The sequence below is a fragment of the Tolypothrix bouteillei VB521301 genome (assembly GCF_000760695.4).
In the GTDB taxonomy this organism is placed as follows: domain Bacteria; phylum Cyanobacteriota; class Cyanobacteriia; order Cyanobacteriales; family Nostocaceae; genus Scytonema; species Scytonema bouteillei_A.
In genome coordinates, this window is the sequence record NZ_JHEG04000001.1 from 3,772,514 (window position 1) to 3,793,857 (window position 21,344).

Below are 21,344 nucleotides of genomic sequence, written 5' to 3' on the forward strand. Positions count from 1 at the left end.
AACTAACAGCTAACAATCGACAAATGACACAACTTCCTACGTCTTGGCAAACTGTACTTGCTGAAGAATTTAATAAACCTTACTTTCAAAAACTTCAAGATTTCCTGAAAGAGGAAAGACAAACTTACTCAATTTATCCTCCTGAAGAAGATGTCTTTTCAGCTTTTGAACTCACGCCATACGACCAAGTGAATGTTCTCTTGTTGGGACAAGACCCCTATCATGATGACAATCAAGCGCATGGATTGTGCTTTTCTGTTAGACCGGGTATTAAGCCTCCACCATCGTTAGTTAATATTTATAAAGAACTTAAAGATGATGTTGGTTTTAATATTCCCAATAATGGATATCTCGTAACATGGGCTAAACAAGGAATTTTGATGTTAAACGCAGTCTTAACTGTACGCGCCCATACTCCCAATTCCCACAAAAACAAAGGTTGGGAAACTTTTACAGATGCTGTTATTACCAAGGTGAATCAAAAGACAGATCCTGTGGTTTTTGTGTTGTGGGGTGGTTACGCACAAAAGAAATTAAAGTTAATCGATACCAATCGGCATATTGTTGTGCAATCTGCACACCCTTCACCCCTATCTGCACGTAACGGATTTTTTGGTAGTAAAGCTTTCTCCTCTATTAATTCAGCTTTACGCTCTTTTGGCAAACCAGAGATTGATTGGCAAATTCCCGATCTTTAAATGTGAATCTTAAATTAAAAGCGCTGGAAAATGACTGGACAGCGCTTCTCGTGTTTTTTTATCCATGCGTATTTCTTTTGATTTAGATGACACTCTAATTTGTGACGAGCCTTTCTTACCATTAGAACCAAATTGCGTTCCTTTCTGGTTGCAACCCTTATTTCGCGAATCTTTACGTTTGGGCACGCGATCGCTATTACAGCAACTTCAAAAACAAAATCACAGCCTTTGGATTTACACTACATCTTATCGCCGTACTTGTTATTTAAAGTGTTTGTTTCTATTTTATGGAATTCGCATTGATAATGTTATCAACGGGTACAAACACGAGCGATTGGTTAGAAATAACCCCAATTTACCTTGGAAAAACAAATATGCACCCAGTAAATATCCCTGTAATTTTGGCATAGATGTTCATATCGATGATTCTGAAGGTGTTCGCCTTGAAGGTCTAAAGCATGGTTTTGATGTTATTATCGTTCATCCTCAAGATCCAAACTGGACGCAACAAGTCGTTAGAGCTATTGAAGAGAAAACAAGGTAAAATTTCAATAATTTATAATGGGCTCTTTTTCACTGTAAATTACCCCTTGAAATTTGCGGTGAGTAAGTAAGCGTGCTACAGGCGGTGAGTAAATGCCTTCCTCTACTTCTTGGACGCCCCTCCATGCAAAAACACATCGTACCATCCGATCGCGCCGTCTGCTCGAGCGCGATCGACGACTGTTAGTGGCTGTTTCAGGTGGACAAGACTCGCTGTGTTTGATAAAGCTACTCTTAGATTTACAACCCAAATGGGGATGGCATTTAGCCATCGCTCATTGCGATCATCGCTGGCGTACTGACTCCGAAGCGAATGCAATTCATGTCGAAAACCAAGCTTTGACTTGGGGAATTCCATTTTATTTACAAACTGCCAATTCACCTCCAAGTAGTGAAGCAACGGCGCGTGATTGGCGCTATCAAGTGTTGAGCAAGATTGCTAGTGAAAATAAATTTGATTGTATCGTTACAGGTCATACGGCAAGCGATCGCGCTGAAACTCTCCTTTATAATTTAATTCGCGGGACTGGTGCAGATGGGTTGCAAGCATTAACTTGGCAACGCTTGCTTTTTGAGAAGATTTTGCTTGTGCGTCCGCTTTTAGATGTGACTCGCACTCAAACAGGGCAATTCTGCCGGGATTTTCAGCTTTCTATTTGGGAAGATTCAACTAATCTTGACTTGAAATATGCCCGCAATCGTATTCGGCAAGAAGTGCTACCATACTTGCAAGAAAATTTCAATCCTCAAGTTGAATCAGCTTTAGCTCAAACTGCTGAAATTTTACAAGCAGAAGTCGATTATTTAGAACAAGCTGCTTGTCAGTTACGAAAAGAGGCAATGTTTGAAAGAAAACATGAGGGGGATGGGGAAACGGTTTGTTCTTCCTCGCTTTTTCTCAAATTAAATCGTCGTGTCTTGCAAAAAGCTCCCCTGGCCTTGCAGAGGCGGGTGATGCGCCAAGTCTTATTGGAAGTACTTGTTATTGCTCCAAGTTTTGAGCAAATTGAAAAACTCACAGCTTTGATTGCAGCACCTAACCGTTCGCAAACCGATCCATTTCCCGGTGGTGCGATCGCTCGAGTTCAAGATGATTGGATTATGTTCGAGTAATGGCACGCGAAAAATGAGTGATTTCGGCATTGATGTAAGTTAATACAAAGTTTGGGATCGAGTTTGCTCACCGCTGTATGCCAGCAACTCCAAGGTATGGACAAAAAAGAAATTTTATGTTATGTATACGAAAGGAGTAATAAGCTATGTCTTCAACTAATTTCTTACAAGAAATTGAGAACCGCATTGACAATCTTGTTAAAGTAACAGGGCGCTCTAAAGCAGATTATCACCAAGCTATTTTGCAGTATATCGAAGACTTGGAAGACACCCACCTTGCTTTTGAGCGGTTACAGAACCCAGGTCGTCGTTGGACAATGGAAGAAATCAGGAAGGGTAAAGACCTTGTGGACGATTGAGTGGGACGATAACGCACGTAAGGAGTTGCGAAAGCTCGATTACACCGTGCAAGAGCAGATTTTATCTTATCTTGAAAAAAGAATTGCAACGGAAGAAGACCCTCGACGTTTTGGCGAAGGGCTCTCAGCAGACAAAGTGGGATTATGGCGTTACCGTATAGGGAATTATCGTGTGGTGTGCCAGATTGAAGACCAAAAATTGGTGGTGCTAGTGGTGAGAGTAGGACACCGCCGGAATGTCTACGATAATTAGATTTACTTATAGCCCCCTTGTTAAGAAGCTTGGGGGAAGATTGAGTACAGGAGGCGGAGCCTTTTAAAAGGCATTCCTTGGCTCCGCCAAGGAACGAGGTAGGGGGTCTGGTCACTACGTGCTCTATGACAAGATACTTTCAAGCGTTTGACGCATTTGGGTAATAGCTTGAATTTGAAGATCTCCTGTTTCTTGTACTTGAGTTACAGACTGCGCTATGCCTTCTAGCTTGTGTCGCAACCCATCTATGGAGTCTTGAATGGGTTGTAAAGTTTCTTCATACAGGCTCAAGCGAGTTTGAGATTGTGCGATCGCAGTTTGTACGGACAGCAAGTTCTCTTCTAGAGTTTGGATCTCTTGGTGCTTTGTCTGGTACTGTTGAGTTTGTTGGTCGATCGTGCTCTGCGCTTGCTCGAGATTGGTACGCATCTGTTCAATTTCGCTTTCGAGGCTTTGCAGTTCCTGTCCCTGTTGCTGCCGTTGCTTTTCAATCAGTGCAAGAATTTGTTTGAAATCCGTGCTTTTATCCTCAAGTTCGGGACCGGGAGTTTTGCCTTGTTTTTTGCACAACATGAGCTGATGTTGCCTGCAAATCTCCGTGCGTTCCTGCAAACTTCGACGCTGTCCTACCAAAGTTTGGTTCAACATTTGATAAGAATCTTTCTCATCTAAGAGTTCGGACTCCAATTCAGAACGTTCTCCTCCCGATACTCCATCGATCTTGTTTTGCAGTTCTTCTATAATTTTTTGTCTTTCTATTAATTCTTGTTCTTGCTCGTTAACAAAGTTAGAGTCTATATTTAACTTCTGCTGTAAATCCCGCAAAGTGTCTTGCAGTTGTTCTACAGACATTTGTTCTAAAGCAGCTATATCAACTTTTGGCGTAGAAGTAACATCACTTGATATGGAAGCAAGAAAGCTAATTTGCTTGTGTAGCTCTTCTTGATACTGCAACTGCTCTTTTAAAGAACGAGCGTACTCCTGCTTATTAGCAAGCGTGACCGTATCGACTTTTAACTTTGCTATTTGCTCCTCTATGGATTGCTGGGCTTGCTGCCATTCGTTTTTTTGCTCGGATAAAGTTTGTGACAGGCGACTGGCTTCTTTTTGTTGTTGCTCAACCACAGCCTTCTGCTGTTCGAGTTGTTGCCAGTGTGGGTTTAGGACGGCTTGTTGCCTTTCTGCAATTTCAAAGGCGATATTGAGATTTTCGCGTACTGTTTCTGTAGGTGCAACACTTGTAGAAAGGTGAGAGAGCAGGTCATTCAAGGTTTTGCATTGTTCTTCATCAAGCACAGCCCCTTGCTGACACTCTGCTTTAAATTCTTCCAAACGGCGTTGCTCGCCGCGCAAGTGTTCCCACGCTCCCTCTAATTCTTGTCGGTTACGTTCCATCTCTGTTCGCAACCGTTCTATTTCCTCTCGCGCTGCTTCTACTTCCTTCAATTGCGTTTCACAGCGTTGAAAGTCTTCCTCCATGTGTTGCAGTTGTTCCAAACGCGTCTCTAATTCCATTTCGCGGCGATTGAATTCCTGCGCTTGAAATGTCAGCGATTGCTTCCACTGATCGATTTCTTCTTCCTTAACTTTGAATTTCTCTACCTGTCGGGAAAAGTTTTGCAAAATATTAATCAGCGGACGTCCTGCTTCTTGGACCCTTTGCACTTGGCGGTTGGGAGTAAGTTCAACGAGGATCAGGGCTCCATCATTTAATTTGCTTGCTTCTTCACCTGCGATCGTTTCTTCAGAAACTGTCGTCCAACTCTGGTCATTTCGCTGGCATGCCAACAACTTCAGTTCGGTTTTGCCACCGCCACTGAGTAAACCACCTTTTTGTTTTTGTACTTCTGCTAAATATAGCACACTGTTATTCCTCTGGTGTACTTGATGTTCGCGTTTTGAGTTATATCTTACATAATGGTTTTTGCCTGCCTTATTTATCCCAAATATAGGAAAATTAAGACAGACTATATTTTCTAAAGCCGTAAAATTTACGTCTTGTTAAATAGTCTTGATAGTCTCTATCCCGAGCAAACGGGTTTACCGATCGCTCTTATTTTGTACGGTCAGTAGTGACAATGGCTACCGTGTAATTACTAGCATTGTCAAACTCTATTAAAAGAACTTAAGATAGGCTATGTTCAAGTATCTGAGCGATCGTCATTTGTCTTTAATCTCTAGTCCTTTGCCTTACTTTTGACTTAAGGCTATTGATAAATGGAAGAACCTTTTAGCTAATGGTAAATTACTGATTATCCCCCCTATTAAAAGTTATATATTATCTCAACAAGAACCGCCATAATATGCTGAGTGTAACAAACACTAATGATAAGGAGTTCCCATAAGCTCAATGCAGGGAAATTTAAAAGAAATTGATATTCGCAGTATTTTGCAATTGATAGAGTTGGGACAACGAACAGGGGTATTGTTTGTTGAAATTGACGGCTCTCGCAATGGCAAAATATTTGATGTGGGTAATGCCTTAGGTTGCGATGCGTCTGAAGCGAGCTGTCCTCAGTCTTGGTTTGTTTTTTTTCTAAACGGTCAAATAATCTATGCCACAAATGGCGGTCATTTGTCACCTTTAAGCGATTACCTGCGGCATTACCGCATCACCTTACGTCTTGAGGACATACAAATCGAGCCTCTAGAATTCTCACACATACCAGAGTATGAATACATTTGGGGTCTGTTACAACAAAATATCATCACCCCCTTACAAGCTCGCAGTATTATTCAAAACTTAATTTCTGAAACTCTTTTCGACCTCTTAGGATTATATGACGGTCGTTTTATCTTCGAGCCATATCCGACACTAACACCTTTGTTAAATACTTGGGAAATTACACCTCTGGTGGCTAAAATAACCGTGCAGTTACAAGAGTGGAAGCAATTATATCCCTTTATTCAGTCTCCTGAACGCTTCCCAGTGCTTGCTGATATCACTCAGTTACAATCTTCTCTACCCCGTACTACATTAAATAAGCTTCAACTTTGGGCAGATGGCAAAACATCTTTACGTCAACTAGCTCGTTATCTTAACCGGAGTCTTTTAACGGTTGCTAAGGCAATGTATCCTTACGTACAACAGGGGTGGGTGAAATTTGTATGTTCTGTTACCAATAATGATACTGTTGAAACACAAAATTTCCGGCAAGAATTGGAAGTGAACTGTAAAGCACGTGTAGTATGTATAGACGGGGAAAGGGAAATTGCGGAAGCGCTAGAGTTTACTTTAAGACAGCAGGGGTACGAAGCGATCGCACTGACCGATCCTTTAGCTGCCCTCGGTCAAGTCTTTCAACTCAAACCCAATTTAATTATATGTAACACTGTCATGTCACCATTAGACGGGTACGAGATTTGTAAAATGCTGAGAAACTCGACTGCCTTTCGATTTTTACCAATCCTTCTGCTTGTGGATGCTCGAGAGTATCATTCACCCATCAAAGCCAAAATGATAGGGGCGACAGATTGTTTAACAATGCCTTTTGGGAATACTGAGTTATTAAAGCTCGTAGAAAGATATATGAACTACAGTGTTATTGGAGATAACAATCAAGGTACAACTCTTGTTGATCCGATGCAATATGGAGTAAAAAATAATATCACAGAATCAGCAAGCCCTAATAAAACCTCATTATCTAACTAATTCGATTCAGGAATAGAATTATTTTATACAGTAAATGCTTGCAGGGTAGCGGGGTATGTTCCGAACAGGAACGTCTAACTCAGGAGGTATATAGGCGTTTTATGAGTACAGTTCTGATTGTGGAAGACAGTGTCGCACAAAGGGAGATGATTACAGACCTCCTAAAAGCGAGTGGCTTAAAAGTCACCCACGCCAGTGATGGAGTTGAAGCACTAGAAGCTATTCAAAGTGCTTGTCCCGATCTGGTGGTTCTAGATATCGTTATGCCTCGGATGAATGGCTACGAAGTTTGTCGTCGCCTCAAATCCGATCCAAAAACCCAAAACGTCCCAGTCGTGATGTGTTCTTCTAAAGGAGAAGAATTTGACCGCTATTGGGGGATGAAACAAGGGGCTGACGCTTACATAGCTAAGCCGTTTCAACCAACAGAGTTGGTGGGAACAGTCAAACAACTTTTGCGAGGATGAGGATGAATGGAAAATGGTTAGCAAACCGGACTTCTTAGGAGGGAGTGGACAAGACCACTTCCGCCCTGAATTACAAGTTGAAAGTCCTGAAGGAGAACTGTATTTAAGATTTTACATTCCCTCGCATCAGGAGTTTGCACTACTAGCCACGGGAATTCGAGAAGTTATTGAACTAAGCCCTGACAGAATTACTCCAATTCCTAATGCTTCTCCTTTGCTTTTGGGTACTCTAAATTTACGAGGTCGAGTCATTTGGGTAGCTGATTTGGGTCAATTCCTGGGAGAAGTAACGGCATTGAATACAGATCGAGCTGAAATTCCGGTCATCGCTATTGAAGAGCAAGACACAATTGTCGGCTTGGCAGTAGAGGAAATTGGTGGAATGGACTGGCTTGATGTTCAGCATTTAATGGCACCATCTGGTGTCCCAGACACTATGACTCCTTTCTTGAGAGGAGAGTGGATGTTAGATGCTAAAAAAAATCAGTGTCTGAGACTGCTCGATCAGACGGCAATTTTGCGAAGCGCCCGGTGGGCAGGATGAACTTTGGGAGGTAGGAAATAACATGGCAACCGGTATAGAAGATTACGAGCAGTTATATCAACAGGCTTATCTAGCTTACGTAGATACTAACTACGAACAAGCCGCCAGTATTATCGACCAGGTGGTACCACATTTACCAGATGACCCTAACATTCGTTTACTACGGGGTCACATCTACTATGTTTTACAGCAGTATGATGTTGCAAAAGCAGAATATCAGTATGTGTTGGAGTTAACTAGCGATCCCAACATTACGAGTTACGCTCACAGTGGATTGGAGGCTATTGAACAATATCAACGAGCTTTTGACCAACAAGATAACGTCTCAGAAAAAGATGAAAAAAACCAAAGCAGTTTTTCATCACAGTCAAAACCGCAAGTTATTGAAGAAGAAATAGAAGATGCAGAAGAATTAGAAGAAATAAAAGATATTGATAGCAACAGCTTCGATCTGAAATCATTTGATATCGGTCGTGTCGAAGAAGCTGAAAACGAAATGGAAGAACTACCGGTCAGCAGTCCCTTCGACATACCGCTAAATGAAAGTGTTAGATATAGTTCGTCTTCTAGCTCTCAAGATAGCATGGAAAGCAATCCTTTTGCTGTTAAACCGGATTCTTGGGAGCAGAAAGATGGCAACACTAAAGAGGAAGAATTAGCTCTGCCACCTTTCTTGGAAGACGACCTCTCAGATTTTAAGTTTTCGGATGTAGAGGATAACAATCCACAGCCATTTAGTACAACTTCTGTTGAAACATTCTCAGACCAACTAGATTCAAGCGATTCTCCATTTGCACAGATGGAATTGCCATCATTGGGGGGATTGGGAAATGAAAATTTCTTCAGTAACAGTAACTCTGAAGAGGATAAAGATATAAATCTGAGAATAAATATTGCTGATGATGAAACTTTACTAACAAACGATATAGATTTAATTGATGATTCAGAAGTAAGTTATAACAGTCAGGAAAAATTTTCTAATTCACAGAATAATACATTAGAAAGTATTGCACCCTCCTTCTCAAGTGAAAGTGATGGCACGGTACGATCCAAATCCGAGCCAACTTCCCAAGACAAATCTTTTAGAAGCAATTCTAAATCTATTCCCCTGCCTCAAGTTGATTCATCTTCATCATTTAGCAACTTCGCCTATAGCAATCTTGGAAAAGAAGAGAAACAAAACAACTCAAACTCCAAAACACAACAAAATACTTTTGACGACGACGATAGTTTTGACTTTGAAGCGTTTGAATCTGCCTTTGGTTCTGAGGCATTCTCGGAAGATGAAGAAAGCAGCAGCCGTCCTGTGGGTGGAAATACTTCTAAAGGCAGCAATATAGAGTTTCTAGATGACTTTGATGACTTTGACGATCTGGGAAATATCCCTGGGTTTGATATTACAGATAGTAACGTGCCATTGCGTTCTGCTTCTATAGAAAAGAACGGGAGATCCCGCAATCCGATCTTAGACACCGGGAGTCACGACAGAAACGTAACGTCGGATCGCGATGCAGAATTGTTTAGCATTACGGGTTCCCAAGAAGGAGTACCCGTTTTTACCCAGGGAGATGTCTCGAAAGTAGAAGCCCATGTTTCAGTAGAGCAAGGTGTCCTTGCACCATTAGAAAATGCTCCATTACAAACCAAACAGTGGATTACTGCAGGAACTGTAGGTTGTGTCTCGGCGTTAGTTGTTGCTGCTGTCAGTTTCACTGCTGCTAACTTTACTCCAAAAACACAACGGGAAGCAGTGCGGAACACGGGTTGGGCAATGTCACTAGCAGCAGGTCTTGCTGGCTTTGCAAGTGCAAGTTTTATGGGAAGTCTTGCTTTCAAGCAAATTCGCCGCACAACTAAAGATTTGCAAACGCAATTTGACGCTGTTAGTAAAGGTAATTTGAATGTTCAAGCCACCGTGTATTCTGAGGATGAATTGGGGCAATTAGCTGCAAGTTTTAACGAGATGGCTCGTGTCATTTTTACAACAACTCATGAAGCCACACGTAAGGCACAAGAACAGGAAGAAGCCAAAGAGAACTTGCAACGTCAAGTGATTCGCTTGCTTGATGACGTAGAAGGTGCTGCTAGAGGTGATTTGACAGTGCAAGCTGAGGTCACAGCCGACGTACTCGGAGCAGTTGCTGATGCTTTTAACCTCACAATTCAAAACCTGAGGGATATCGTGCAACAGGTAAAAGTTGCTGCAAGGGAAGTGACCAGAGGTGCTACCAATTCTGAAACTTTTGCAAGAGCGTTGTCGAGCGATGCTTTGCGACAAGCAGAAGAACTTGCAGTCACCCTGAATTCCGTTCAGGTAATGACAGATTCTATCCATAGGGTAGCAGAAGCGGCAAGAGAAGCAGAAGCTGTTGCTCGTGATGCCAGCCAAATTGCTCTTAAAGGTGGAGACGCAGTGGAAAATACGGTGGCAGGTATTCTCGAAATTCGAGAGACCGTAGCAGAAACCACTCGTAAAGTCAAGCGATTGGCAGAATCCTCTCAAGAAATCTCTAAGATTGTGGCGTTAATTTCTCAGATTGCTTCCCGAACCAATTTGCTGGCTCTCAATGCCAGTATTGAAGCAGCACGGGCGGGAGAAGCAGGACGGGGCTTTGCCATTGTGGCTGATGAAGTGCGACAGCTTGCAGATAGATCGGCGAAGTCTTTGAAAGAAATTGAAGAAATTGTGCGGCAAATTCAGAGCGAAACAGGCTCTGTAATGACTGCTATGGAAGAAGGTACGCAACAGGTTATCAAAGGGACTCAGTTAGCAGAAGAAGCCAAGCGATCGCTCGAAAACATTATTCAAGTGGCAAAGCGTATTGATAGCCTAGTACGCGGGATCACTGCGGATACAGTTGAACAAACAGAAACTTCCCGCGCTGTCGCTCAAGTTATGCAATCAGTCGAACTGACTGCACAAGAAACTTCTCAAGAAGCACAAAGAGTTTCCGGCGCTTTACAACACTTAGTAGGTGTGTCTCGTGACTTGATAGCTTCAGTGGAACGCTTCCGCGTTGAAACCAGCGAAAACACGAGGTAGGAATTATGAATTATGAATTATGAATTATGAAGTTTTGGCTTCACCATTTAGTATTCATCGTTTATCATTCAGTATTCACCATTCATAATTCACCATTCATCATTCATCATTCCCCATTCATAATTCATCCTTCATAATTCATAATTCATCCTTCATAATTCATTTATGTTGCCAGAACAACAACAGCGCATTTTGGGTTACTTCATAGAAGAAGCCAAAGATCATTTAAATACGATCGAGCAGGGCTTGCTGAATCTTCAGAGTACCCTTGGCGATTCGGAAATGATTAACGAAGTCTTCCGGGCGGCTCACTCTATTAAAGGTGGAGCGGCTATGCTTGGTCTGAGTAGTATTCAGCACACCGCTCATCGCTTGGAAGACTGTTTCAAAATTTTAAAAGAGCATCCTATTAAGGTTGACCAAAAGTTAGAATCCTTATTTCTTGGCGTGTTGGATACCTTAAAAGCTCTTTTGGAAAACTTACAAGGACCTTTTGGTCTGACTGAAGAAACAGTCAATAACTTGATGTCCGAAACCGAACCCGTTTTTAAGTGGTTGCACGAACATTTAGAGTTACTTGTAGCACAGGGAACGACAGAAGGGGCAAATGGAACAACTGCAACCGCCGTTTCATCTTCACAGCCAACATTTACAGAAAGCGAACGGCGACAGAAGGTGCAAACTGAGGTACTGCAAGTTTTACGGGAAATGTTGCAAATGTTTAAGCAACCTGCAACACCTGAAACTCGTCAAAATCTTAAGGAATGCTGTCAGAAATTAGCCGATCTCGGAGAATCATCCAATTGGTCGAATTGGTGCAGTTTGTGCCATTCGTGTGGAAATGCGATCGCTAACCCTGAAAATACCTATCTTACCTTAGCTAAAATCGTTATTACAGATATTAAACAAGCTTTAGAATTAGTCCTGACAGGTAGAGAGGCTGAAATTGCAGTGAGTCAGCAACTGCAAGCGCTGACCTATATTGAAGCCGAAATAGAATTATTAGAACTTCCTCTAGATTTGATGGATGAATCGGCTAGTCAGCTCATAGAACCATCCGAAGCCTCACAATCAAATTTTACCATAAGTACTTTCGATGACAGTACGGATGCAGATGAAGGAGTGGCGCAAATTATTGAGGATGAGCAGGAAATTGACGGAGTTGAACAGCACAACAGGATTACCAGTCTTTCCGATTTAACATACCAATTTCAAAATCAGTTCGACAATATCCCCATTATACAAAGTAGCATAGATGGTCACGGCCCCGAAGTCGGAATCGCAGAGTTAAATACGCTAGCCGATTTATTTGAAGGAGAAAGTTCCGATCTCGATGACACATGGGATAAAGAAGAAGTTTTAGATATTTCTGATAGCAGTCAGCCTGGAATTGAAATTGGCACAAATCCTATAGAGGATACAGATAGTGAATTTGAAGACTTGTTCTTCCAAGAAGAAATTAACAAGCAACAGGAATCGACAAAAAACGCCAAAGAAGAATTAAGTTTTGGGGAATTATTTGGCGGTTTTATAGAAGAAGAAAATTCAGAGAGCCAGAGTCAAGCCAGAGCTAGTTCCAATGTAGACTTTCATCTTAATGCCAAACAGACACGAAATGGTGCCACCAGTTTACCATCGGAAGAACCTGAAAAAATATCAGATGATATCAACGACTTATTAGAACTGAGAATTGATGATGACGAAGCATTGACTCTACCGGGAATTTCTACAAATAACACCGAGCAAGTAGAAAATCTTGAACTAACTTCTACGCAAGAACCCAGCTTTGATGATTTATTCATAGATAATGCAAATTTATCTCCTATAGAAGAAATTACCCCAAAAGCTTCGAGAGAAGAATTAAAACCCATTCAAGAGAATCACGAGATTTTAGCTTCTAATGGATTATTTGATGGTTCTGAAGAAGTAGAGATTGCTGATGATTTATTAGAAAAGCTGCCTGAAATAGAAGAGACAAATTTATTCTGGGATGATGAGGTAGAAGAAAATAAAGAAGAGCTTGATTCCTTTGGCGAAGAAGATGCAGCCCAGCAGTTAGAAGAAATGCTATTTGCCGCAGCTGCTGATGAAGATATTTTTGAGGATGAGCCGTCTTTAGAACTGGTATCAGATAGCTTGGGCTTGGAAAGTTTGGATACCAACTTTCAGACACAAGAGCAAGATTTTGATTTCATGTTCGAGTCGCAAACAGATGATGACTTGTTTGAAGAACTGACACAAACAACTTCCACCACAAATGTACCTGTTCTTAGTGAAGAGCTACTCTCCCATAAAGAATCTTCCAGCTTATTGGATCAACATGACACTCATGTGCTCTCAGGAGATACATCTACAGCACCTCCTCCTGAAGCTCTTGAATTTACTCCTGAATTTACTCATTCTTCACAGGAAAAGAGACAAGCAAACTTTGCTGAAGAGGAAGAGAACACAACTTCACCTTTTATTCTAGAGGATTCACCAACACTTCATTCAAATGATGCTGCTGTTGTCAGTACAGAAAATCTTTTTGACTTCTTGCAAGAAGTAGGTGCAAACAATCTGTTATCTGTAGAAAATTCTCAGAAAGTAGATTCTATAGAAAACTCTGAGAGTTTGGAGTTAGAGAGTTTCAGCAGTATTCCATCAGAAACAATTATTCAAGAAGAATTTGATAATTTTGATTTTACAGATTCTCTGGATTCAGATAGTGCTTTATCAATTGAGCCAGAGTTAGATTTTCTAACAGAAGAATCTAATTCAGGAGAAAGATTAGAAGTTAGCGATCGCTTGACAAATCTTGAAATCGAACCTGAGAAAACACACCAAGAACCTCAAGAGGAGAATTTGGCAGAAGCGATTCAATTAGAAGAATTAGAATCAAGTGACGAAGAACCAAATATATTTTTAAATCTTCTATCAAATTCCGCAGAATTGGAAGAAGAAAGTTTCTTAGATATTCAAGATTCGGATTTGTCCGATTTATCCGAGCTCTTTGAAAATCCAAAACCAATAAGTAACGATGCTGCTGTTGAGATAACAAAAGATGCATTAGAACCACCAGCAATGGGGAAAGCAGAAGTCCCAGAAATCCAAGGAGCGGATTTTTCAGACCTGTTTGCAAATTTAGAATTTGAGGAAGCAACCTTTGTTTCACAAACTTCTTTGCCAGATAAGCCAGTTGAGCAAGAAACACAAATTTTAGATACTCAAGCTGCAAATTTATCAGAGTTGCTGGCTGGTTTGGATCTTGATGATACGTCTTTCATCATGGGTTCTACTCCTTCAGCCGCAACAGAATCAAATGCTCCTCAAGAGGAAATTGTTCAACCAATCGAGCCATCATTTGATGAGTTGGACGATCTAGATAAGTTATTGGAAGAGGAATTAGCCTCTAGTTTCAGTTCTCTACAGAAATCAGAAGTAGAATTTGTTCCTCCAAAAGTCTTGGAAATAACAAGCAACTCAGTATCATCATCTGCTCCCAAAGGAGATTTGGACAGTCAGTTTCAGGAATTGGAAGAGATGGTGAAGGGAGATTTTCCTCCCCGCCCCTCTGTTTCTCGCGCTCCTCGCTTTGAGCAGCTGATGAAGGTTCCTGTTAAGCATTTGGATGACATGAGTAATTTGGTTGGGGAATTAGTGGTCAATCGCAACACTTTGGAACAAGACCACGAACGGACTCGGCAATCTTTGGACAATTTGCTCCATCAAGTGCAGCAATTGAGCGATGTTGGAGCGCGAATGCAGGAATTGTACGAGCGTTCTCTTCTGGAAGCCTCTCTGCTTGCTAGCCGCAAACACAATGGTTCTCCTGTCTTTCAGCAACAAACAGATAGGGGTTTCACAGAACTGGAAATGGATCGGTTCACCCCCTTCCACTCTTTGTCGCAAGAAATGATTGAATTGATTGTACGAGTACGTGAGGCAGCAAGTGACATTGATTTTGTGACAGAAGAAACTGAGCGAGTCGCACGACAGTTCCGTCAGGTAACTAACCAACTTCAAGAGGGAATTACGCGAGCAAGAATGGAGCCGTTCTCCGAGGTAAACATTGCTTTGGAGCGAGGAGTCCGCGAAAACGCTATTAAGTCGGGTAAGCAAGCCCAACTGAAAATTGAAGGAAAAGATACTTTAATTGACAAAATGATTTTGGGGCATCTCCAAAACCCTTTGAACCATTTGCTGAATAATGCGATCGCTCATGGTATTGAACGACCGGAAGTGCGCCAAGCCAATGGCAAACCACCGATGGGAACTATTACCGTCCGAGCTTTCCATCAAGGAAACCAAACTGTTATTTCTGTCAGCGATGATGGTGCGGGAATTAATACCGAATCAGTCAAGTCAAAGGCCATCGAGAAAGGTTTGATTACCTCAGAACAAGCGAAAACCCTATCTCGCCTTGATGTTTACGACCTACTCTTCCTACAAGGTTTTAGTACTGCTGAAAATATTGATGACCTTAAAGGACGGGGTGTCGGGATGGATGTTGTTCGTACCAGAATCAGTGAAATCCGAGGGACTATTAGTATTGATTCTACCATAGGTAAAGGAACGACTTTTACCATTCGTCTACCCCTAACCCTCAGTATTTGTAAGGCTCTATGCTGTGTTTCCGACAAAGCGCGGATTGCTTTCCCAATGGATGGGGTAGAAGATACTCTCGATATACCTGCAAAAAATATTCAACAAGGTAATGATGGTCAAAAATACATTATTTGGCGCGATACAATGCTGCCATTTCGACCTCTTAAGGAGATTTTAACCTTCAATCGTCTGCTCAGTCGCGGTAATGTCTACGGTGGAAATCGCGATGATGATACGATTTCTGTCATTGTTGTGCGATCGGCAAGTACCTTTGTTGCTCTACAAGTTGACTTAGTTCTTAACGAGCAAGAAATCGTTATCAAGCAGTTTGAAGGACCTGCACCCAAGCCCATTGGTGTTGCTGGTGCAACTGTCTTGGGAGACGGTCGCATTATGCCAATTGCTGACGTTTTAGAAATCATTGATATCTTCCAAGGAAGAACCTCCAAGCAACGTGGAGTCAGCTTTAGAGACCAAAAAACACTTGTATCTACCGTAGAAACCTCTGCTGTTAAGATTGACCCAACAGTACTGATTGTTGATGACTCTATCACAGTGAGAGAGTTGCTATCACTGACATTTAATAAAGCAGGTTACCGTGTAGAACAAGCACGTGACGGTCAAGAAGCATGGGATAAACTGCGATCGGGTTTGCCTTGCGACATCGTATTCTGCGACATTGAAATGCCCCGTTGCGACGGTCTAGAGTTACTCTCTCGCATTCAAAAAGACCCCAGCCTCAGCAACTTGCCAATCGCTATGTTAACTTCACGAGGTGCAGATAAGCACAGACAAATGGCAATACAGCTCGGTGCTAGCGGTTACTTCACAAAACCATATCTTGAAGAAGCTTTGCTCGAAGCCGCTTCGCGAATGTTAAAAGGCGAAAATCTGGTTAACAGTGTTGGATGAACTTCAGAAGGCAGAAGTAAGATACCAGGAGGTGTATCTTAACACTTTTTCCATTATAAATACTCTCTGCCTGACCCGCAGGACTGATAAGTAACGTGGGTTTGATGAAGTTCGTATTCGCGATAGCTCGCTTGCATACCTAGTGATGAACCCAGTTAGCGCAACGACAACCAGTCATGATTATTTGCACTCACCTGACTTATTATCATATCTAAGATGTTTTCCCTCTTGCGTCGGTTTTTAGCTCCTTTTCTAGCAACTATTCTTGTATGTAGATATCTATGTGTTCCTGACGTTGCTGTTGCCAAACCTCAAGTTACGTTTCATTTACTACCTTCTTCACACCGTACTATGTCATATCCTACTACCTCTAAGAGCAACCAAGTTGACGATTACCACGGAACTTTGGTTGCAGATCCCTATCGTTGGTTAGAAAATCCTGATTCTCCAGAAATAAAAGCTTGGATTGAGGCACAAAATAAAGTCACGTTTGGCTATCTTCAACAAATCCCTGTCAGAGAAAAAATCAAGCAGCGTCTTACTAAACTTTGGGATTATGAAAAGTATAGCATTCCTTTTAAAGAGGGCGATCGCTACTTTTATTTTAAGAATGATGGTTTGCAAAACCAAAGTGTACTTTATACTTTAAAGACTCTGGAGGACAAACCAAAAGTTTTACTTGACCCAAATAAACTTTCAGAAGATGGTACTGTTGCTCTTTCAGGAATAGCTATCAGTGAAGATAGTCAGTTGTTAGCCTACGGTTTATCCTTCTCTGGTTCTGATTGGCAAGAGTGGAAAGTTAAGAATATTGAAACGGGTAAAGACCTCGACGATCGCATACAGTGGATTAAATTCTCTGGAGTCTCGTGGACGCATGATGGTAAAGGGTTTTTCTACAGCCGTTATGATGAACCAAATCAAAAAAATAAATTAGAAGAAGTTAACTACTATCAAAAACTTTTTTATCATAAATTGGGAAAACCTCAATCAGAGGATATATTAATTTATGACCGTCCCGATCGCAAAGAATGGGGGTTTAATGGCGATGTCACAGAGGACGGTCGCTATCTGATTATTTCAGTATGGGAAGGAACTAATCCCAAAAATTTAGTGTTCTATAAGGATTTGTCAAATCCAAATTCAGATGTTGTAGAACTTATTAATGAATTTGAAGCTAGCTTTAGCTTTATTGATAATAAGGATAGTTTGTTTTATTTCCAAACAGATTTAAATGCTCCAAAAGGGCGTGCGATCGCTATTGATATCAAAAATCCCCAACAAAAAAATTGGCAGGAGATTATACCCCAAGCAGAAGAAACTTTGCAGAGTATCAGCACAATTAACAATCAATTTGTATCTAGTTATCTTAAAGATGCTCGCAGTCAAATCAAAATTTTTGAGATGACCGGTTCGTTTGTCAGAGAAATTGAATTACCAGGAATTGGTTCGGTTGGGGGTTTTGGCGGCAAACGCAATGATACAGAAACTTTTTACAGTTTCACAAGCTTTACTGTACCGGGAACTATCTACCGCTACGATATGGTTAGCGGTAAGAGCAAGGTTTTTCGCGAGCCAAAGGTAGACTTTAACCCTAATGAGTACGAAACCAAACAAGTTTTCTATAACAGCAAAGATGGTACGAGAGTCCCGATGTTCGTGACTTATAAAAAGGGAATCAAATTAGATGGTAATAATCCTACATACCTGTACGGTTATGGTGGATTTAGCGTGTCTCTCACTCCCAGTTTTTCTGTAAGTAGCTTAGTCTGGATGGAGATGGGAGGTGTATATGCTATTCCCAATTTACGTGGTGGTGGAGAGTATGGAGAAGACTGGCATCAAGCTGGAATGAAGCAAAAAAAGCAAAATGTTTTTGATGACTTTATTGCTGCAGCCGAATGGTTGGTTGCAAACGGATATACCAAGCCAGCTAAATTAGCGATCGGTGGAGGTAGCAACGGTGGATTGCTTGTGGGAGCATGCATCACTCAACGTCCCGACTTATTTGGTGCAGCTTTGCCTGCTGTAGGTGTGATGGATATGTTACGCTTTCACAAATTCACAATTGGTTGGGCTTGGATTCCTGAATACGGTTCCCCAGAAAATCCTGAAGAGTTCAAAGCGCTGTACGCCTATTCTCCCCTGCACCGACTGAAAGCAGGTACGGCTTACCCAGCAACTATGATTACTACAGCAGAAAGTGACGATCGCGTAGTTCCAGCCCACAGTTTCAAATTTGCTGCTGCTTTACAAGCTGCTCATACTGGGAACGCGCCAGTTCTGATTAGAATTGAAACGAAAGCAGGACACGGTGCTGGCAAACCAACCGCTAAAAGAATTGAAGAAGCGGCAGATGCTTGGGCTTTTTTGGTCCGGACTTTAGCTGTACAAGTTTAGGTTGGTTTTCTGGCAAACAATGTAATGCCTGGATACTGCAACAATTCGGGCAAGTGATGCTTGAGTTAGAATTGGTCTAACTTCGATTAGCAATATTAGAGTTTATACTAAAATCTTATGAAACGTTCTGCTTGCCTTATCTTTAATCCTGTTGCAGGACAGGGCGACTCAGATCAAGATTTGGCAATGATTCGGGCAATTTTAGAGCCAGAAATTGACCTAGATATTCAACTGACAACCGAAGATAGCTGCACCGACGATTTGGCACGTCAAGCAATTGAGCGGGGGGTAGATCTCATCATAGCGTCGGGAGGCGATGGGACTCTTTCAGAAACTGCTACTGCAGTTGTTGGTACTGATGTTCCATTTGGGATTATTTCTAGGGGAACAGCAAACGCTTTTGCTCACGCTTTAGGAATCCCCGACACTGTTGATGCTGCTTGTAAAGTGATTTTGCAAGGAGTGACTCGGACTGTAGATGTAGCTTATTGTAACGGTCATCCAATGGTATTGTTAGCCGGGATTGGTTTTGAAGCGGATGCTGTAGAACGAGCAGACCGAGAAGCAAAAAATCGGTTTGGCATTCTTGCATATATTTTGGCTGGGGTGCAAGAGTTACGAGCAATGGAAAATTTTGATGTAGAAATCGAAACTGAGGACAAGATAATTAAAGCCACTGCAGCCGCAGTAACCGTAGCGAATGCAGCACCTTCTACGTCAATTTTGGCACAAGGACCAGCAGGTATTATAGTTGATGATGGGCTGCTCGATCTGACAATAGTGGCTCCAGCGAATAGAGCCAGCGCGATCGCAGCTGCATTCCATCTTTTTCAAACTGCATCTACAGGTAACGCCGCAGAGCGGAATGATATAGGTTACCTGCGAGCCAAACAATTTAAAATTAAAACAGATCCACCTCAAAAGGTTGTTGTGGATGGTGAAATTTTAGGCACAACTCCTGTGGAAATTCACTGCGTCCCTGCTGGGTTAAAAATTTTTGTGCCATCAGTAGAAGAAGAAAAACTTCCTGAAAAACTAGAGGGACTACCAAATTTGATAGTTGAGGAGAAAGAAAAAGAAAATGGATAATGGCTAATAGTTAATGGCTAATGGCTAATGGTGCAATTAGCTGTTAGCCATTAGCTATTAGCAACTACCTATCATTCCCAGGAGAATTCCATTGAAACTCGTGACTGAGGCAGCTATTGCTGAAAAAATTCGCAAGATGAAGCAGCGAGTCAAGTGGCAAGACCCTATCATTGTTGAACGGGGAATTGACCAAACCCGGCTAACGATTGACGATGGCACAGCTGACAATCCAGAATTTTCGTTTTTGGTTGTTGGCGATAGTGGGGCGGGACCGCATTGGGGTTACAATCCCCAACGACAAATTGCTGAACTTATGCTGCCACACCACCAAGAAAGCAGTTTTATGCTGCATACGGGTGATGTCATTTATTTGGTGGGATCGAGTGAGTTTTATCCGGATAACTTTATTAAGCCTTATCGCGAATTCATTGTAGGGGGCGAGAATCCTGAGAGGATATCCTACGATCGCATGGTGTTTCAACTGCCAATTTTACCCGTTCCAGGCAATCACGATTATTACGAGTTGCCGCTCTTGTTTGGATTAGTATCCTTAGCAACTCTGCCATTGCGACAATTACTGGGTTCGGGGATCGATCTTGATGTTGGTTGGCGCGGTTCGGGACATGGTGATGTCTATGCGCGTGCTTTTCTCGATTACTTGAAAGGTTTGATGCTTCCGGGAGAGTTAAACCGCCATCTTGACGAATATTACACAGTACAAACAAGTACGGGGCGCTGTTTGCGTTACCAACCGGGGCATTTTACTCGCCTTCCCAATCGTTACTATACTTTTCGTTATGGTGGTATAGATTTTTTTGCACTGGATTCCAATACGTTCAACAATCCACTTCCCCTTCCTAAAACTCAGGAAGGGGACGCATTTCGCAAGGAATTAGAGTTACGCCGCCAGAGTTTGGAACAGGAAAAGATGAGGCTGATGGAAAGCACTCCTAAAGTGCATTCCACCGATCCCCATCGCACTGAGAAACTTGATGATGTGCGAACTAACGTGTCACAAATTGAGGAAATGATTGTTGATATTGATAAGCAACTTTCTACCCATCAAGAAATAGCAACAGATATTGAGCAATTAGAATGGCTAAAGCAGCGACTGATTGAATCTTGGAATTGTTCGGATGTTCGAGGACGGGTGATTTACTTTCACCATCCTCCCTATGTAACAGAGGCGACAAAATGGCAACAGGCGCAAACTTTGGCAGTTCGCCATCGCCTGCGCGATGTCCTGAGTGCAGTTGCTCGCGTCGTCGGTTCTAAAAGTAGCGATCGTCCTTTGGTTGATTTAGTTTTAAACGGTCACGCACACTGTTTAGAACATCTTGAAACAGTTGATCGAGAAAGTGCTGATTTTGGCGTTCATTGGATTGTTTGCGGTGGAAGCGGATATAGTTTGCGACGCCAGCGCCCTGAGGGAGCAGATTTGTATGAAGCGTTTGTTGATAAAGAAAAGCAGCGATTGGTAGCGCGATCGCATTTATTTATTGGTCGTAAAGGTCAAGGTTTGCAAAAGCGGAGACCTTACACTAGCTTGCGTATAGATGTTAAAGATGGTTGTCCTCCAAAGTTCATTGTCCGTACTTTCGTTGCTGAGTGGTATCAACGGCAATGGAATAACTACGAGATTGAGCCTTTTGTAATTTAAACCCTCTACCCGTTATCCTCGTTC

Annotated in this window: 14 protein-coding genes; 13 read left to right on the forward strand and 1 reads right to left on the reverse strand. The window is 42.0% G+C overall.

What is annotated here, in order from left to right; genetic code table 11:
* The first annotated feature begins 23 nt into the window (after nt 1-23).
* From ung to HC643_RS14920, 5 genes are all read left to right on the forward strand, one after another.
* The gene (gene ung / locus HC643_RS14900) at nt 24-698 is read left to right on the forward strand and encodes a uracil-DNA glycosylase (protein WP_038074657.1); all 675 of its coding nucleotides are present in this window, start codon (nt 24-26) and stop codon (nt 696-698) included.
* 64 nt (nt 699-762) lie between these two features.
* Complete coding sequence (locus tag HC643_RS14905; protein WP_038074655.1) at nt 763-1,242, forward strand: hypothetical protein; 480 nt, start codon at nt 763-765, stop codon at nt 1,240-1,242.
* A 92-nt stretch (nt 1,243-1,334) separates the two neighbouring features.
* Nucleotides 1,335-2,354 carry a tRNA lysidine(34) synthetase TilS gene (tilS, locus tag HC643_RS14910; protein ID WP_038074652.1) on the forward strand — a complete coding sequence of 340 codons (1,020 nt, stop codon included), beginning with the start codon at nt 1,335-1,337 and terminating at the stop codon, nt 2,352-2,354.
* A 146-nt stretch (nt 2,355-2,500) separates the two neighbouring features.
* On the forward strand, nt 2,501-2,713 hold the full coding sequence (gene relB / locus HC643_RS14915) for a type II toxin-antitoxin system RelB family antitoxin (RefSeq protein ID WP_038074649.1): 213 nt from the start codon (nt 2,501-2,503) through the stop codon (nt 2,711-2,713).
* Nucleotides 2,700-2,966, forward strand: coding sequence for a type II toxin-antitoxin system RelE family toxin (locus HC643_RS14920; RefSeq protein ID WP_038074648.1), 267 nt, complete (start codon nt 2,700-2,702; stop codon nt 2,964-2,966). The genes relB and HC643_RS14920 overlap by 14 nt, the downstream gene beginning before the upstream one ends.
* 123 nt (nt 2,967-3,089) lie before the next feature.
* Here HC643_RS14920 and hmpF read toward each other — a convergent pair whose 3' ends face one another.
* The gene (gene hmpF, locus HC643_RS14925) at nt 3,090-4,829 is read right to left on the reverse strand and encodes a pilus motility taxis protein HmpF (RefSeq protein WP_038074646.1); all 1,740 of its coding nucleotides are present in this window, start codon (nt 4,827-4,829) and stop codon (nt 3,090-3,092) included.
* Nucleotides 4,830-5,316: 487 nt separating this feature from the next.
* On the opposite strand from hmpF, the gene HC643_RS14930 reads away from it, so the two are divergent.
* The 8 genes from HC643_RS14930 to HC643_RS14965 all read left to right on the forward strand — a co-directional run bounded on the left by HC643_RS14930 (nt 5,317) and on the right by HC643_RS14965 (nt 21,320).
* Nucleotides 5,317-6,618 carry a response regulator gene (locus tag HC643_RS14930; RefSeq protein ID WP_038074644.1) on the forward strand — a complete coding sequence of 434 codons (1,302 nt, stop codon included), beginning with the start codon at nt 5,317-5,319 and terminating at the stop codon, nt 6,616-6,618.
* A 101-nt stretch (nt 6,619-6,719) separates the two neighbouring features.
* A complete protein-coding gene (locus HC643_RS14935; RefSeq protein ID WP_017745584.1) occupies nt 6,720-7,085 on the forward strand; it encodes a response regulator transcription factor in 366 nt (121 codons plus the stop codon).
* Nucleotides 7,086-7,098: 13 nt separating this feature from the next.
* Nucleotides 7,099-7,629, forward strand: a complete 531-nt coding sequence (locus HC643_RS14940; RefSeq protein WP_038074637.1) for a chemotaxis protein CheW — start codon at nt 7,099-7,101, stop codon at nt 7,627-7,629.
* A 22-nt stretch (nt 7,630-7,651) separates the two neighbouring features.
* A complete protein-coding gene (locus HC643_RS14945) occupies nt 7,652-10,672 on the forward strand; it encodes a methyl-accepting chemotaxis protein (protein WP_038074635.1) in 3,021 nt (1,006 codons plus the stop codon).
* 165 nt (nt 10,673-10,837) lie between these two features.
* The gene (locus tag HC643_RS14950) at nt 10,838-16,171 is read left to right on the forward strand and encodes a response regulator (RefSeq protein ID WP_038074634.1); all 5,334 of its coding nucleotides are present in this window, start codon (nt 10,838-10,840) and stop codon (nt 16,169-16,171) included.
* Between the two features lie 351 nt (nt 16,172-16,522).
* Nucleotides 16,523-18,571 carry a prolyl oligopeptidase family serine peptidase gene (locus HC643_RS14955; RefSeq protein WP_038074632.1) on the forward strand — a complete coding sequence of 683 codons (2,049 nt, stop codon included), beginning with the start codon at nt 16,523-16,525 and terminating at the stop codon, nt 18,569-18,571.
* A gap of 117 nt (nt 18,572-18,688) precedes the next feature.
* Nucleotides 18,689-19,660, forward strand: coding sequence for a YegS/Rv2252/BmrU family lipid kinase (locus HC643_RS14960; RefSeq protein WP_038074630.1), 972 nt, complete (start codon nt 18,689-18,691; stop codon nt 19,658-19,660).
* 91 nt (nt 19,661-19,751) lie between these two features.
* Nucleotides 19,752-21,320, forward strand: coding sequence for a metallophosphoesterase family protein (locus HC643_RS14965; RefSeq protein ID WP_038074628.1), 1,569 nt, complete (start codon nt 19,752-19,754; stop codon nt 21,318-21,320).
* Nucleotides 21,321-21,344: the final 24 nt, after the last annotated feature.

What these genes read in the sequence shown, in the direction of transcription:
- ung (WP_038074657.1), top strand. Translation starts at nt 24, where the DNA reads ATGACACAACTTCCTACGTCTTGGCAAACTGTACTTGCTGAAGAATTT.
- HC643_RS14905 (WP_038074655.1), top strand. Translation starts at nt 763, where the DNA reads ATGCGTATTTCTTTTGATTTAGATGACACTCTAATTTGTGACGAGCCT.
- tilS (WP_038074652.1), top strand. Translation starts at nt 1,335, where the DNA reads ATGCCTTCCTCTACTTCTTGGACGCCCCTCCATGCAAAAACACATCGT.
- relB (WP_038074649.1), top strand. Translation starts at nt 2,501, where the DNA reads ATGTCTTCAACTAATTTCTTACAAGAAATTGAGAACCGCATTGACAAT.
- HC643_RS14930 (WP_038074644.1), top strand. Translation starts at nt 5,317, where the DNA reads ATGCAGGGAAATTTAAAAGAAATTGATATTCGCAGTATTTTGCAATTG.
- HC643_RS14935 (WP_017745584.1), top strand. Translation starts at nt 6,720, where the DNA reads ATGAGTACAGTTCTGATTGTGGAAGACAGTGTCGCACAAAGGGAGATG.
- HC643_RS14940 (WP_038074637.1), top strand. Translation starts at nt 7,099, where the DNA reads ATGGTTAGCAAACCGGACTTCTTAGGAGGGAGTGGACAAGACCACTTC.
- HC643_RS14945 (WP_038074635.1), top strand. Translation starts at nt 7,652, where the DNA reads ATGGCAACCGGTATAGAAGATTACGAGCAGTTATATCAACAGGCTTAT.
- HC643_RS14950 (WP_038074634.1), top strand. Translation starts at nt 10,838, where the DNA reads ATGTTGCCAGAACAACAACAGCGCATTTTGGGTTACTTCATAGAAGAA.
- HC643_RS14955 (WP_038074632.1), top strand. Translation starts at nt 16,523, where the DNA reads ATGTCATATCCTACTACCTCTAAGAGCAACCAAGTTGACGATTACCAC.
- HC643_RS14960 (WP_038074630.1), top strand. Translation starts at nt 18,689, where the DNA reads ATGAAACGTTCTGCTTGCCTTATCTTTAATCCTGTTGCAGGACAGGGC.